This window comes from Pseudomonas sp. MHK4 (assembly GCF_054600775.1).
The window spans coordinates 30,919-44,706 of record NZ_BAAIAK010000022.1 but is presented as its reverse complement, the minus strand read 5'-3'; the positions used below and the strand labels follow the sequence as shown (position 1 = coordinate 44,706).

General features: G+C 60.4%; 14 protein-coding genes. 3 read left to right on the top strand and 11 right to left on the bottom strand.

Annotated features, from left to right (window positions below):
• The first annotated feature begins 200 nt into the window (after positions 1–200).
• Both ACYP2Q_RS30125 and ACYP2Q_RS30120 read left to right on the top strand, forming a co-directional pair.
• Complete coding sequence (locus ACYP2Q_RS30125) at positions 201–611, top strand: NUDIX hydrolase (RefSeq protein WP_448119082.1); 411 nt, start codon at positions 201–203, stop codon at positions 609–611.
• Between the two features lie 19 nt (positions 612–630).
• Entirely contained in the window at positions 631–1,161 is a 531-nt protein-coding gene (locus ACYP2Q_RS30120; protein ID WP_459733819.1) for a GNAT family N-acetyltransferase, read from the top strand.
• Here ACYP2Q_RS30120 and ACYP2Q_RS30115 read toward each other — a convergent pair.
• From ACYP2Q_RS30115 to ACYP2Q_RS30095, 5 genes are all read right to left on the bottom strand, one after another.
• Complete coding sequence (locus ACYP2Q_RS30115; protein ID WP_459733817.1) at positions 1,139–1,693, bottom strand: SCO family protein; 555 nt, start codon at positions 1,691–1,693, stop codon at positions 1,139–1,141. The genes ACYP2Q_RS30120 and ACYP2Q_RS30115 overlap by 23 nt on opposite strands.
• Positions 1,694–1,696: 3 nt before the next feature.
• Positions 1,697–2,833: a hypothetical protein gene (locus ACYP2Q_RS30110; RefSeq protein WP_459733816.1), complete on the bottom strand. Its 1,137-nt coding sequence runs from the start codon at positions 2,831–2,833 to the stop codon at positions 1,697–1,699.
• Positions 2,834–2,845: 12 nt separating this feature from the next.
• A complete protein-coding gene (locus tag ACYP2Q_RS30105) occupies positions 2,846–4,378 on the bottom strand; it encodes a multicopper oxidase family protein (RefSeq protein WP_459733815.1) in 1,533 nt (510 codons plus the stop codon).
• Positions 4,315–4,794: a hypothetical protein gene (locus ACYP2Q_RS30100; protein WP_459733814.1), complete on the bottom strand. Its 480-nt coding sequence runs from the start codon at positions 4,792–4,794 to the stop codon at positions 4,315–4,317. The genes ACYP2Q_RS30105 and ACYP2Q_RS30100 overlap by 64 nt, the downstream gene beginning before the upstream one ends.
• Before the next feature lie 108 nt (positions 4,795–4,902).
• Positions 4,903–5,820, bottom strand: a complete 918-nt coding sequence (locus ACYP2Q_RS30095; protein WP_459733813.1) for a LysR substrate-binding domain-containing protein — start codon at positions 5,818–5,820, stop codon at positions 4,903–4,905.
• Positions 5,821–6,203: 383 nt separating this feature from the next.
• On the opposite strand from ACYP2Q_RS30095, the gene ACYP2Q_RS30090 reads away from it, so the two are divergent.
• Positions 6,204–7,388, top strand: a complete 1,185-nt coding sequence (locus tag ACYP2Q_RS30090) for an epoxide hydrolase family protein (protein WP_459733812.1) — start codon at positions 6,204–6,206, stop codon at positions 7,386–7,388.
• A 103-nt stretch (positions 7,389–7,491) separates the two neighbouring features.
• On the opposite strand, the gene ACYP2Q_RS30085 is transcribed toward ACYP2Q_RS30090, so the two are convergent.
• The 6 genes from ACYP2Q_RS30085 to denD form a co-directional block, all read right to left on the bottom strand.
• A complete protein-coding gene (locus ACYP2Q_RS30085; protein WP_459733811.1) occupies positions 7,492–8,481 on the bottom strand; it encodes an MBL fold metallo-hydrolase in 990 nt (329 codons plus the stop codon).
• A gap of 147 nt (positions 8,482–8,628) precedes the next feature.
• Complete coding sequence (locus ACYP2Q_RS30080) at positions 8,629–9,786, bottom strand: GGDEF domain-containing protein (RefSeq protein ID WP_459733809.1); 1,158 nt, start codon at positions 9,784–9,786, stop codon at positions 8,629–8,631.
• A gap of 107 nt (positions 9,787–9,893) precedes the next feature.
• Complete coding sequence (gene otnI / locus ACYP2Q_RS30075) at positions 9,894–10,679, bottom strand: 2-oxo-tetronate isomerase (protein ID WP_459733808.1); 786 nt, start codon at positions 10,677–10,679, stop codon at positions 9,894–9,896.
• A gap of 175 nt (positions 10,680–10,854) precedes the next feature.
• Positions 10,855–11,493, bottom strand: coding sequence for a 3-oxo-tetronate 4-phosphate decarboxylase (gene otnC / locus ACYP2Q_RS30070; protein WP_459733807.1), 639 nt, complete (start codon positions 11,491–11,493; stop codon positions 10,855–10,857).
• Positions 11,490–12,782 (bottom strand): 3-oxo-tetronate kinase, encoded by a 1,293-nt coding sequence (gene otnK, locus ACYP2Q_RS30065; protein ID WP_459733806.1) that lies wholly within the window; start codon positions 12,780–12,782, stop codon positions 11,490–11,492. Before otnK ends, otnC begins: the two co-directional genes overlap by 4 nt.
• A gap of 19 nt (positions 12,783–12,801) precedes the next feature.
• Positions 12,802–13,776, bottom strand: a complete 975-nt coding sequence (gene denD / locus ACYP2Q_RS30060; protein WP_459733805.1) for a D-erythronate dehydrogenase — start codon at positions 13,774–13,776, stop codon at positions 12,802–12,804.
• Between the last annotated feature and the right edge of the window lie 12 nt (positions 13,777–13,788).

The following is a 13,788-nucleotide window of genomic DNA, read 5'->3' as shown; positions in this document are numbered from 1 at the left end:
CTTTTGTAGGAGCTGGCTTGCCAGCGAAGACGGCCTGACAATCAACCAATCTCTCGCGGCTGTACCCGATCAACTGTAGGAGCGAAGGCGCACGAAAGACCTGCGCAATGTTCAAAATCGCCTTCGCTGGCAAGCGGGCTCCTACAAATGTCTGTCAAAGACCGTATGATGTTGGCTTCATCGTCGATAAGGAGATCGCCATGTCGCCGAACAAGGCGTGCCCCGTCATCCTCTCCAGCATTGCTGGGCCGCGCATCCTTCTGTTCCGCCATCCCCTGGCAGGCGTGCAACTGGTCAAGGGCACAATCGAGCCAGGCGAAACACCCGCCGAGGCCGCTCTTCGTGAATTGAGCGAGGAGTCCGGAATAGACGACGCCTCGGTTGTCAGGGATCTGGGTTGCTGGAACGCCGAACATCTCGAGCAAATATGGTCATTTCATCTGTGCCATGTACAGGCGCCGCTGCCGGAACAATGGACCCATCAAACGCGCGATGACCATGGCCATGCCTTCAGCTTTTTCTGGGCTGCGCTTGATGAGTTGCCGATCGCCGATTGTCATCCGGTCTTCCTCCGGGCATTACGGTACCTGACCGCCACGCTTTCGGCCTGAAACACGGGAGATTTGATGAATGAAGACATTCAAGATTCGCGAGCTGAGAAGCACGGACACCGAAGCCTTGCTCGCATTCGAAGTCAGCAACCGTGAATGGTTCGAGTCCCATATCGACGCCCGCGACCCTTCTTTTTACTCATTGCAGGGCGTCGCCGAGCATATACAAGGCTATCTATCGGATTTCGCCATCGGCGCCTGGCATCCGTTTGTCATCGAAGACTGCAATGAAAAAATAGTGGGTCGAGCAAACCTGAAAAGCATCGACCCAGCGAAGGGTTCCGCCGAGGTAGGCTACCGGATCGATCGCGACGCTTGCGGCCAGGGCCTGGCGACACAGGCGCTAAGACACCTGATCGAGCAGGCACGGCGGCGTTGGCAACTGAAGCAACTGGTGGCTTACGTATTCAAGGAAAGTGTGGGTTCAAGAAAAGTACTGGAGCGCTGCGGATTCGTGGTTGAGCAGTCGCCTGGCAACGAAGAATCAGGGGCCGAATGCCGATTTGTCCTTTCGGTTTTTCCAGGCACTAATGCTCAGCCAGCGCAGTGACCACCTGTTTCTCTATTTCCTGCTCGTCCAGCCCTCGCCCGAAGTGCTTGAGGTAGCGGCCCTGGCTGTCGAGTAAAAACAGGAGGGTCGAGTGGTCCATCATGTACTGGTCCGGTTTATCGCCGATCGGCACTTTCTTGTAATACACGTGGTAGACATCGGTGATGTGGGCGATCTCTTGCGCCGAGCCGGTCAAGCCGACGAAATCGCTGGCGAAGTATTTCACGTAGGCCTTGAGTTTACCGGGGGTGTCGCGCTCCGGGTCGATGGTGACGAAGACTGGCCGCACCTTGATGCCTTGCTGTTGTTGCAGTTGGCGGCTGATGCGGGCCATTTTCGCCAGGTCAGTGGGGCAGATGGCGGGGCAGGTCATGAAGCCGAAGTAGAGCAACACTGGCTCGCCGAAACTGCGCTCGTTGACCCGCTGGCCATTCTGATTGGTCAGCTGGAACGGCCCGCCGATATCGGTACGCGTCGCGGCGGTCGTACTGGCTGCCAACCCCATCAATAGCAGTGTCGCTAGCCACCTCATCGATCAATATCCTCCGGAATAGGTCAGCGCCAGCCCGACGAGTTCCGACATCTGACCGTCCTCTTTCTGGGTGCCAGCCGAGAGTCCGAGCTTGATCTGCCCGGTGATGTTGTAGCTCAGGCTCAGTTCGTTGAGGTAGTCCTGGCGATCCGCGCCCCCCGTCGATTCGCGATGCTTGTTGGTGCGGGTCGCGCCCAGGGCCCAGTCGCCGAAGTCGAAGGTCAGCGAGGTGGTCAGGTAGCGGGTGTCGCTGCCTTGAATGCCGTCTTCGTTGTCGACATCGGCGAACTCGATGAAGGGCACGATATCGAAGTAACGCCCGGCCAGCGTCGGCTCAAGATCGGTGCTCGGTGCATAGGCCCAGATGTAGCGGGCAGAGGCGATCTTGATGGTCTCATCGTCTTCGCCAGGTGGATCGGGCTGCGTCTGATCCTCAGCCTGTTTGTTGAACATGTAGCCCGCCTGCATTTCCAGATAAGGCACTGCTGGAATCGCTATCCAGTTCACCGTCACCGCGTAGGAATCAAGCTTGCCGGTGTTCGATGGGCCGCCGTCGCTGCGCTGCAGTTTCTCGCCATGGCGCAGGTACGGCCGGCCGAGGAACGAATTGTCCGCGGTATAGAGACTCAGGTTCGGCTCGATCATGCCCAGTTGCTGATCGAAAAACCGATACGCCACCGTGCCGCCAAGCATGCCGTCCAGATCATAGGTACTGACGAAATCCTCGGTGTAAAGGCCCGGTGCCTGGTCCTGCGCACGCCCGAACGGCACGTGGTACTTGCCGACCGAAAACGCCGAGTTGGCGTTGTTCTGATAATAGTTGAGGTCGTTGATCACCAGGCCCACGTCTTCAAAAAAACGCTTTTGCCCAGGCTCAGGCCCGTCGACTGGATTGATCTCGGTGGACAGCTGGATCTGTTGATCATGGGTGAAACGAAAGTAGAAGGTGCTGTTGATGTCCGGGTAGGCGTCCGTGCTGTTGCGGTTGCCGCCCTGGGGAAGGTCGGCATGTACATGGTCATACTGAAAGGTCGCGTCGTAATCCATGCCGACATTGGGGTACTGCCCGTCATCGGCCAGCGTCGCCTCGACACCGCACACCGATCCCAGCAACAACACAGCCAAGCGATAGTTGCTCATGGCGGCGCCCCTTTACTTGATGAGCGGGCTGGACGCTTTCGGGTCCTGTCCGGTGTTGCGCAGGTAGGAGCACAACTGGTTGTTTTCACCGTACAGGCCGCCCAGGGGTTCGAGCTTGACCGCCTGCTCGTAGTCCTCGGGCTTGACCACCTGGATCGCCTGCATCATGCCGCCGTCCTCGTGTTCGAGGATGTGGCAGTGGTAGACGAACTTGCCGAGGATCACCGGGTCGCGAAACGGGATTCGCACGGTGATCGAACCCGTGGCGGGGATGAACACGTTGTCCCGATAGCCGCTGAACTGCACCGGTTTGCCATTGATCTCGGTGACCTGGAAATCCACCTGGTGAATATGAAACTGGTGCAATTCCTGGGACGGGTTGAACAGGCGCCATTCTTCGACGTCACCGAGCTTGACCGTGGTGTTGACCCGGTCCAGTTCGAAGCGCGTGCCATTGATCAGGAACGCATTGGGATCGGTGTCCGAATCCTGAAAGGCGAACTGACGGGTCTTGTTCACCGCGATCTTGCTGAAGTCTTCGGCGGTTGGATAGGCGCTGGTGATCTGCCGGGTCGCGACCCGCTCGCCACTTGAGCGCAGCACTGCAAGCTTGGCCGCCGGGTAATCGTCACCCGCCGGGCCGGTGTTGCCGGAACCGGTTTCGACCTCGTAGGAGCCGGCTGCTGGCCCGACCACCAACACACTGAAACGCGCCGACGGCCCGATCAGCACCTGGTCGGTATCGACCCGGCGCGTAACGGTATTGCCATCGCGGGACAAAACCTGCATCGACTGGCCGTTGATGCGAATGCGGAAGTACTGGTTGGCGGCGATGTTGATGAAATGCCAGAGCTGGGTCTCGCCAGGCCTGATGTCAATCGTGGGTACTTCCTGGCCATTGATGGTGCGAATCGACGGGGCGCTGGTGATGATATCGCTGGCGACTTTGCCGGTCAGGGTCTTCTGGAAATTGCGCAGGACCAGCACCTGCTCCTTGATGCCCTTGAGTTCGGGAAACGGGTCAAGCATGCCATCGACCAGGATCGGCCCGGCAATCCCGGCCGACACCTGGCGCTGGGAACCGCCATGAAAATGGCTGTGATACCAATAGGCGCCGGGGCTGTGATCGAGCGGCAACTTGACGTTGTACTCAGCGACCTGGTGAGGCGGGGTCATGCGGAAAATGTTGTCCCCCTGGTCCAGGGGCGACACCTGCATGCCATGGAAATGCAGGTTGGTGATCTCGTCCATGCGGTTGTCCAGGCGGATCGCCATGGTGCCGCCGGGGCGCGTTCGAATCAGTGGCGAATCGTAATCGCCGTTGAATACCAGCGAGACGTAACGCTCAAAGCCCACATTGACCTGCTGCTCGGCCGCGGTCAGCGTGGCGTGGGTCACGCCGCTGGCATCGTAGGTGAATTCGGGGTTCTGCCGCAGAGGAGGGGATGCAGGTTCAGCAGGAGGGTGGGTCGTACAACCGCTCAATGCCAGGGCGACTGCACTCGCGCAGAGTGCAAGGGAACGGACGCTAAAAGCTCTGGGCATGATCGCGACCTTCGGTGCGCAAGGCCACGTCCGGTGTGGCGCTCAATAGTATTTGCGAATCTTTCGCAGTGTAGAACGGCTCGGGTGACTCGCAAGTATTTTGGATCCAGCGTTGCGCCAAAGCGATGAAGCGCGCTTTTTTGCCCGGGAAATGCCGTCCTTCGGCGACTTTCGCCCCTCAGAGATGCTTTTTTCTCTTCTTTGTCCAGATGACGATCTTCCTTGTGACGTTCCTTATCCAGCTCCTTGGCTTCCTTATCAATATCCTTGCCGTCGCGTTCGACATCCTTGTCCACGTCACGAACGCCATCCCTGACGTCCTTGGCAATATCACCTTCGGCCTGCGCGATACCTGCATAAGAAATCAGCCCTGCGCCGAGCAGTAAAGTCACGAGGAATGCCTTGATGATTGGCATGGGGGTGGCTCCTGTTTCGTCAACGCCATCGTTTGATCAGGCGCTGAAAACATAGGTACAAACGCTTGTTATTTCCAATCCGTTGGTCTTTCTGCGCCGAAGCGGGCCTCACCCTCTGACCCGGTGCCGCAAGCGCGAGTAGGAAATCAGCATGCTGGTCAGTTCCTGGGTCACTTGGGTGAAGGGAGACACTCGACGGCTGATCAAACACACCTCACGGGACTCCAGGGGCTCGCGAATATCGATGCTGACAAGCGACGAGGAAAACAGCTTCATGTCGGCAAGTATGCCGGCCTCGAGGGTCAGGTAGTCCGTCTCGCAGACGATCTGCAGGATTTCCAGGAGCGATTCGGTGGTGATCACTATCTTTGGCGGTGGCAGGCCTTGGGCGCGGAACAACTCGAGCAGATGCTTCTCCGCGCTGCCTGCCACTCCGGCCGGACGCACGCTGATCCACTGGCAATCGACCAGGTCGTGCACCGAGCGCGCATTCGCCAGGGGATGCCCCTTGCGCGCAATGACGCTGACGCTGGAGCGGTAGAGGCGCTCGATGTGCAAGTCGATGTCGCAGACGTTGGGCGTAAGAGGGCACATCACGAAGTCGAGTCGGCCAGCGCGAATCATCTCGATCAGCGTCCTTGTCGCGCCACTGGCGACGTGCAGATGCACCTGGGGAAAGCGCCGGGTAAAGTTGCTGAAGACGGGTATCAGGCACGCCGCCAGCGGTTGCGCCGTGACGCCCAATGCGATCTGGCCTTCGTGCATGCCATTGCACTGTCGTACGTCCTGCACCGCGCGATCGCAGTCGAGAACGATCGAGCGCGCCCTGGTCAGGAACACCTTGCCGGCCGGGGTCAGGCTGATGCCTTGATTGGAGCGTACCAACAAGGTTGCCCCCAGTTCTCTTTCCAGGCTTTGAATCGACTCTGTCAACGTGCTCTGGGCGACGTCCAGTTCTCGTGCCGCCGAACGCAGGCTGCCCATGTCGACCACTGAGCAGAAGGCTCGAAGCTGGACCAGCTTCATGCAGTACAGCTTCCAGTGATCCAGTTGTTACCGTTGTGGCCATGGCAGGCGTGAGTGGAAGGGATAAACATTTTGTGGTTGGTAGTCATGGTCGAATCTCCGAAGTTAAGTATCGCTATCGATCAAATCGCATGCGATAGATATTCAAGCAAAGATTCGATGAAGTCAAAGCCAATGTGCCGCCCTGGCGACCAGCGGCGATGAACGGAACAGCTGAAGGTGATCGTTTTTTCCGTTCTATTCGCGCCTTTTGCGTGCCTATAAAATCAATTCTGTCAGTTAGATAGCTGACTTTGTTAAACCTGAATCTCATTAAATCCAATAACAGCAGCCAATTGAAAGTTGGCTCTGCGAATCACTTCGCGCTCAGGAACCTTGACGCTATGACTTCAATAAAAACAGAAATTCGTCCCTTCCATTTTCACGCCGAGGAAGCCGAACTCGCGGAGTTGCGCAGACGTATTGCCGCCACCCGCTGGCCGGACAAGGAGACAGTCAATGACGCTTCGCAAGGTGTGCAACTGGCGACGATCCAGAAACTGGCCAGCCACTGGGCGACCCGGTATGACTGGCGTGTCATTGAATCGAAAATAAACGCAGTGCCAAACTTCATCACCCATATCGATGGCCTGGACATACATTTCATCCATGTGCGCTCGAAACACGAGAACGCCTTGCCTTTGCTGATGGCGCACGGCTGGCCTGGCTCGGTGATCGAGTTGATGAAAGTCATCGGGCCACTCACCGATCCGACGGCGCACGGTGGCAGTGCCGACGATGCGTTCAGCCTGGTGATTCCATCGATGCCTGGTTATGGCTTCTCGCAGAAACCGACCGAGGCCGGCTGGAATCCCGGGCGAATCGCCGATGCCTACATCGAGCTGATGCAGCGTCTGGGCTACACCCGCTATGGGGCGCAAGGCGGTGACTGGGGCTCGATTGTCGTCGACCTGATGGCAGTCAAGGCGCCAGCCGGCTTGATCGGCATTCACTCGAACATGCCAGGAGTCATCCCGCCTGAACTCGATGCGGCGTTGTTTCGCGGCGAATCGGTACCCGATGGTCTGTCTCAAGAGGAGAAGCGCGCGGCGGATCAACTCGCCTTCACCTACAAGCACATCGGCTACGCAATCATGATGGGTGACAGACCGCAGTCGCTCACTGGCCTCACGGATTCACCCGTCGGCCTGGCGGCCTTCATGCTCGATCACGATCCTAAAAGCTTCGATATGATCGCGCGCTCCATTGACGGACAACCGGAAGGCCTGACTGCCGATGACGTCCTCGACAACATCACGCTGTTCTGGCTGACCAACACGGCCATTTCCTCCGCCCGGTTGTACTGGGAAAACCAGTCGACCTTCTTCGCGGTCAAGGGCGTCAATATCCCGGTGGCGGTCAGCGTGTTTCCCGATGAACTGTATGCGGCGCCGAAAAGCTGGTCGCAGCAGGCCTATCCCAAACTCGTGCACTACAACGAAGTGCCCAAGGGCGGGCACTTTGCTGCGTGGGAGCAGCCGGCGCTGTTCTCCCGGGAAGTGCGGGCGGGATTCAAGTCGATGAGGTAAGCGACGATCCCCCAGACGTGAAACCCATTTCACCGCGATCCCTGTAGGAGCGTCGACCGGCTGCTCCTACAGAAGTCCACGACAACCCGCACCAGCGGGTTTGTCAGTAGTCCCAGAAAGCCGCGACCCAGCGAAAGGCGTCGCCATTGACGGCCACCCGGCCAACGGAGGGGAACGGCAGGTGCGTGGCGACAAAAAGCTCACCGCTCGCCGCCGCCTCTCGCATGAGTCGCACCCGAACGCGCACCGACTCCTCAGGATCATGTTCAAAACCGTTATGCCAGTCGGGATGCTCGAAGGCGACCGGGAACAGCGCATCGCCAGCGAAGGTCAAGCGCTCGCCGCCGGACGTCACATAGACCACGCTGTGACCCGGGGTGTGGCCGCCGGTGAGTTTGACCACCACGCCCGGTGCCACCTGGTACTCGTCTTCGAATGTCCGCACATTGCGGCGGTAAGCGTTGATGAACTGATTGGCAGTTGCCCGCAGGACGTCCGGTACCGGTGAAGGCATGTCGGTGTGAGTGAAATCCGGTGACTCCCAGAACGCAACCTCGATAGCCGCAACGTGGATGCGCACGTCTGGCCGCAACTTGTTCTTCACCTCATCGACGAGCAACCCGCCGATATGGTCCATGTGCATGTGGGTAATCACCACGTCAGTCACCGACGAAAGCTCGATACCGGCGGCCTCCAGTCGCTTGGGGAACTGCCCGGCCCGGGGAAAACCAGGGAACTGTCCACCCAGTCCTGCGTCGACGAGTATGGTCTGCTCGCCACTGCGCACCACCAGTACGTTCAACGCCCAATCGAACGCATCCGGCCCCAGGAACATCTCCTTGAACCAGGCCGCGCGGGCGGCCGGGTCGGCGTTGGTGGACATCGTCGTGGTCGGCAGCGGTAGTACTCCATCGCTGATCACCAGCACATCGATCTCGCCGACCCGCAGCGCATAGCGTGAAGGCACCAGTTCCTGCGACCCCGATCCACCGGAGTACGGGGTGCCGGGCAAGCTCAATTCTGACGCCGGCTGGCCGCTACTTTTCTGATGTGTACCAGCCGTTGGGGTGGGGTAGTCCAGATGCGTTGTCATGGTCGTTCACCTATTGCCTGGATCGTTCGGGCAATCAGTGTGCAACGCGCCACACCGCCCTCGATACCATACGGGCGTATAGTGGGCTTGCACTTTAGCGTGAGCGTTTCCCACCAAAAGATACTGCGGGGGCTTTTCGTCCAGGCCTCAACCAGAAACGGTTTGATCGACCAGGCGCATGCTGTCGCGTCCGCCACGCTTGGATTGGTAGAGCGCCGCATCGCCTTGCTCGATCAATGCCGCCAGGCTGGCGGGCGGATGGTCGAACAGGTTGGCGCCGATGCTCAGGGTCACCGCTTCGGGTGTCGCGAACGTCTGGGCGGCAGCGTGGTGAAACTGCTCACGCAGCGCGCTGCCCAGCGCCACGATCTGCTCATGCGAGGCATTGCTCAGCAGGATCACGAACTCGTCACCACCGAGCCGCGCCGCCAGTGCGCTTTCGGGCAGGACCGAACGGATCATCCCGCTCAGCGTGACCAGCAGGCGGTCGCCTGCGGTATGGCCGTACAGGTCGTTGACTTGCTTGAAGTTGTCGATATCGATCAGCAGCAAGGCGCCGGGGCGAGCCGGCGAGACGTCATCGAGCAGTCGCGTTGCCCGCACTTCGAGCGCGCGGCGGTTGTACAGGGCGGTCAACGGATCACGGGCGGCCAGCCGGGCGATGCGTTTCTCGCGCCTGTAGCGTTCGGTGCCGGTCATGGACAAGGCGATCAGCATGATCGCCATCGCGCCCTCGACCAGGGAGATCTGGATGATCTCGCCACGAAAGGCGGCAAGATCGATCAGGGTGCCGGGAACGATCGCGGTGATCGACTTGGCCAGGTAGAACAGCCCATGGACCAGCAGCACATAGCGCAGCTGCACCGCGCCCACGCTCAATGATTTGCCATGGGGGCGCAGGAGGAAGCTGGCCCTGAGTGTCACCAGGGCCACCAGCAGCGAATTGGCCAGCAGCATGACCTTCGACCACGACGCCTCGTCCGGTAACAACAGCAAGGCAGCCCAGGCGACGAAAATCAGGTACCAGGCACGGGACAGGCGCGTCTGCGTGAAGCGCGCGACACCCAGCAGGAAACACCAGTGGGCCACCACCAGCAGGCCATTGGCGAACCAGATGCCGACCAGCAACAGGCCGATCCCGCGCAGCAAGGCGAGTGTCGAGCCCAGGGTGATGGTGGCGAAACCCGCGCTCCAGAACAGCAGCGAGGGCTCGCGGATGCTGCGCCATTCGATCGCCAGGTACAGCGCGGCGGCCGCTGCGAGGGCGATCGAGAGTGTCAACATCGTGGGAGGGTCGAGCGCCATAACCTGTAGAACCTTTCTGATCTGCGGTGAAAGGCGTGATTGTAAATGCTTGGGCCGGTTTTTCGCAGATCTCCCCGCATTGGAAAAAGGTGCAGCCCATCAATGACTCAGCGGGCCTTCCAATCGCGCAGCCATTGCAAACCTTCACTGGTGTTGCCGCGTGGCCGGTACTCGCAACCCACCCAACCGCTGTAGCCCAGCTTATCAATCAGATTGAACAGGTAGGGATAATTCACCTCGTTGTGCAGGTCCGGTTCGTGGCGATCGGGCACGCCCGCGATCTGGATATGACCGATGCCGGCGAAATCCCGCCGCAGCTTCGTCGCCACGTCACCCTCGACGATCTGACAATGGTAGATGTCGAACTGGACCTTGAGATTGGTCTTGCCCACGGCTGCGCAGATGGCCTGTGCCTGATGCTGGTGGTTGAGGAAGAAGCCCGGAATGTCGCGGGTGTTGATCGGCTCGAGCAATACCGTGACGCCGACTTTGGCGGCTTCTGTTGCCGCGTGGCTGAGGTTTTCCAGGTAGGTCTCGTGGTGGCGGGAACGGTCGGCTTCGTTCGCCAGCAGCCCGGCCATGACGTGGATGCGGTCATTGCCCAGGATCGCGGCGTATTCCAGGGCCTGGTCGAAACCATCGCGAAACTCCGTTTCACGGCCAGGCAAGGACACGGTGCCTTTTTCGCCCGCCGCGATATTACCCGGTGGCGCGTTGAACAGGGCCTGGACCAGGCCGTTGTCGTCGAGCCGCTGTTTCAATTGTTGCGCGCTGTAGTCGTAGGGGAACATGTATTCCACCGCCTGGAAACCATCGGCGGCGGCCGCAGCGAAGCGGTCGAGAAAATCGTGTTCCGGGTAGAGCATGCTGAGGTTGGCAGCGAAACGAGGCATGGGTACTCCTGAAGTCGAAAATACAAGCGTAAGGCCGAAACGCTGTTTTTTTGTAGGAGCAAGCTTGCTTGCGATGGAGGCCAACGATAACGCGGGAAATCTGATTCCCCGCGGCGCTCTCAGGTTTTTCGCGAGCAAGCTCGCTCCTACAATTGAACAGCATCAGTCCGGGGGTTTACCACTGCACGGCAAAAACTTCGCGCAGCTCATCCAGTGCCGCCTGGTCGAGCGGGGCCGGTTTGGGGTTGCTCATCAGCCACAGGCGCGCGGTTTCTTCCAGCTCTTCCAGGGCATAACTGGCCCTCGACACCGAGCTTTCCCACAGCACCGGGCCCAGGCGTTCGAGCATGACCCCGCGCACGCTGTTGGCCAGTTGCGCGATACGCTCGGCCACCTTTGGCGAGCCGGGACGTTCATAGGCGATCAACGGGATGTGCCCGACCTTCATCACCTGGTAGGGGGTCAGCGGCGGCAGGATGTCATCCGGGTGCCAGACCCCGGCCAGCGTCAGCGCCACCAGGTGCGTCGAGTGGGTGTGGACCACGCCGCCGACATCCGGGTTGCGATCATAGACCTGACGGTGCAAGGCCAGGGTCTTTGACGGTTTATCGCCGCTGACCCATTCCCCCGCCAGGTTGACCTTGGAAATCGCCGCCGGGTCCAGGCGGCCCAGGCAAGCGTCCGTGGGCGTGATCAGCCAGCCATCGTCGAGGCGGGCGCTGATGTTGCCGGCACTGCCGACCGTATAGCCGCGACTGTACAACAGGCCGCCGACGTCGCAGATTTCTTCACGCAGGGCGTTTTCATTGCTCATGCTTGAACTCCCGCCAGTTGCTTGAGCGCCTTGGCAAAGAAGTCCGGGCCACCGAAGTTGCCGGACTTGAGCGCCAGGGCCATGGGTTCTCCAGGCGTACTGACGCAGGCGGGCACGCCCGGGTCAATCTGCGCGCCGATCTGCAATAGCTGGATGTCCAGGGCTTGCACCACGGCCCCGGAGGTTTCCCCGCCGGCGACCACAAAGCGCCGGACGCCGGCCTGGTGTAGCCCGCTGGCGATCCTGCCCATGGCCTGCTCGACCATGTTTCCCGCGCGCTCGGTCCCTAGCTCGCGTTGTACGGCCTTGACCTCATCCGGGGAACTGGTTGCGTAGATCAGCACCGTTTCTGCAGTATCAGCGGCGAAGGCCAGTGCCTGCTCGATGACCGGTTCTCCCGCCGCCAATGCCATCGGATCGATACGAAAGGCCGGACGACCTGCTTGCAACCAGGTCGCCACTTGCCCATTGGTGGCTTGCGAAGCGCTGCCGGCGAGCACCACTTCGCCGCCTTCGACCGCAGGCACCCGGGCGGCGTCCAGGTCGCGCAGTTTACCGGCACGCCGGAAGTTATCCGGCAAGCCCAGCGCCAGCCCCGAACCACCCGTCAGCAGCGCCAGACCGGCGCAGGCTTCGCCCAGCAGATGCAGGTCCGCGTCGGACACGGCATCGGCAATCGCTAAACGTACACCTTCGGCGCGCAACTGCGTGATGCGGGTGCGGATGCTCTCGACACCCTGGGTCACGCTGTCATAACGCAACAGGCCGACTTTGCCTTGGCTCTGCGATTGCAGCACCCGCACCAGGTTTGCGTCAGTCATCGGTGTCAGCGGGTGATGCTGCATGCCCGACTCGCTGAGCAATTGGTCCTGGACGAACAAATGCCCGCGAAACACCGTGCGCCCGTTTTCCGGGAAAGCCGGGCAGGCGAGGGTGAAATCGCTGTCCAGTGCCTCCAGCAGGGCTTCGCTGACCGGGCCGATGTTGCCGGCGGCGGTCGAGTCGAACGTCGAGCAGTATTTGAAGAAAATCTGTTCGCAGCCACGCTCACGCAACCAGCGCAGTGCTTCCAGCGACTCCCTCACGGCGTCGGCGGCCGGTATTGTCCGAGACTTCAGGGCGATGACGATCGCGTCGGCATCGAGTTGCCTGGCGACTTCGGCAGCGGGTATGCCGATGCTTTGCACGGTGCGCATGCCACCGCGCACCAGCATGTTGGCAAGATCGGTAGCACCGGTGAAATCGTCAGCGATGCAGCCCAGCAGAGGGCGGGCAGGGGCATTCAACATGTCGAGCTCCTCCATCGGTTTATCCGGGCAGATATTCAGTGATGAACTGCTGGATCACGGCGCTGAAATCCTCATCCGCCTTGAACCCCAGGTCCCGGGAGTAGGTGGCGCAGAAGGACCCTGGCCATGAACCGACGATGCGCTCGATCGCCGGATTGCGCTCCAGGCGAATCCGCGCGGCCACTTCGTCGCCCGCGATCTGCCGCAGGGCATCGATCATTCGTTGGACGGTAATCGACAGGCCCGGCATGTTGATCACCCGGCCCTCGCTCATTTGCTCGCCTGATAGCTCATGACCATGGATCAGGTTTTCAATCGCAAGCCTTGGCGACATCAGCCAGAGCCGCGTATCGAGGGCCACCGGGCACACACTCGGCTGGCCGTTGAGCGGCTCGCGAATGATGCCGCTGGCGAAGCTCGAAGCGGCCAGGTTGGGTTTGCCCGGGCGCACCACGATGGTCGGCATGCGCAGGCTGCGGCCGTCGACGAAACCGCGGCGGCTGTAGTCGGCGAGCAGCAGGTCGTTCATGGCTTTTTGCGTGCCATAGGAACTCTGCGGTGCCCAGACCTGATCGTCGCGCACCTGTTCCGGCAATTGCCCGCCGAACACCGCGACGGAGCTGGTCATCACCCATTTAGGGCAGGTGCCAAGCAGGCGAATGCGTTCGAGCATGCTCTGGGTCGCGGTGAAATTGATGCGCATGCCCAGTTCGAAGTCGGCCTCCGCCTGGCTGGAAACCACCGCGGCCAGATGGAAGATGCTGTCGGTGCTGGCGTCGATCAGGCTGTCCAACACTTGAGGGTCGGCGATATCGCCACACACCACCGTTACCCGCGGATCATCGATGCCCTCGAGCGCCACCATGTCGAAGGCGACGATTTGCCGGATGGGTTGGGACTGGCCTGCGCGGTCGGTGAGCGAGCCACGGGACAGCAGGGCCTGGATCAGGCGGCGGCCAAGGAAGCCGGCTGCACCGGTCACGAGAATTTTCATGAGTTACTCCAA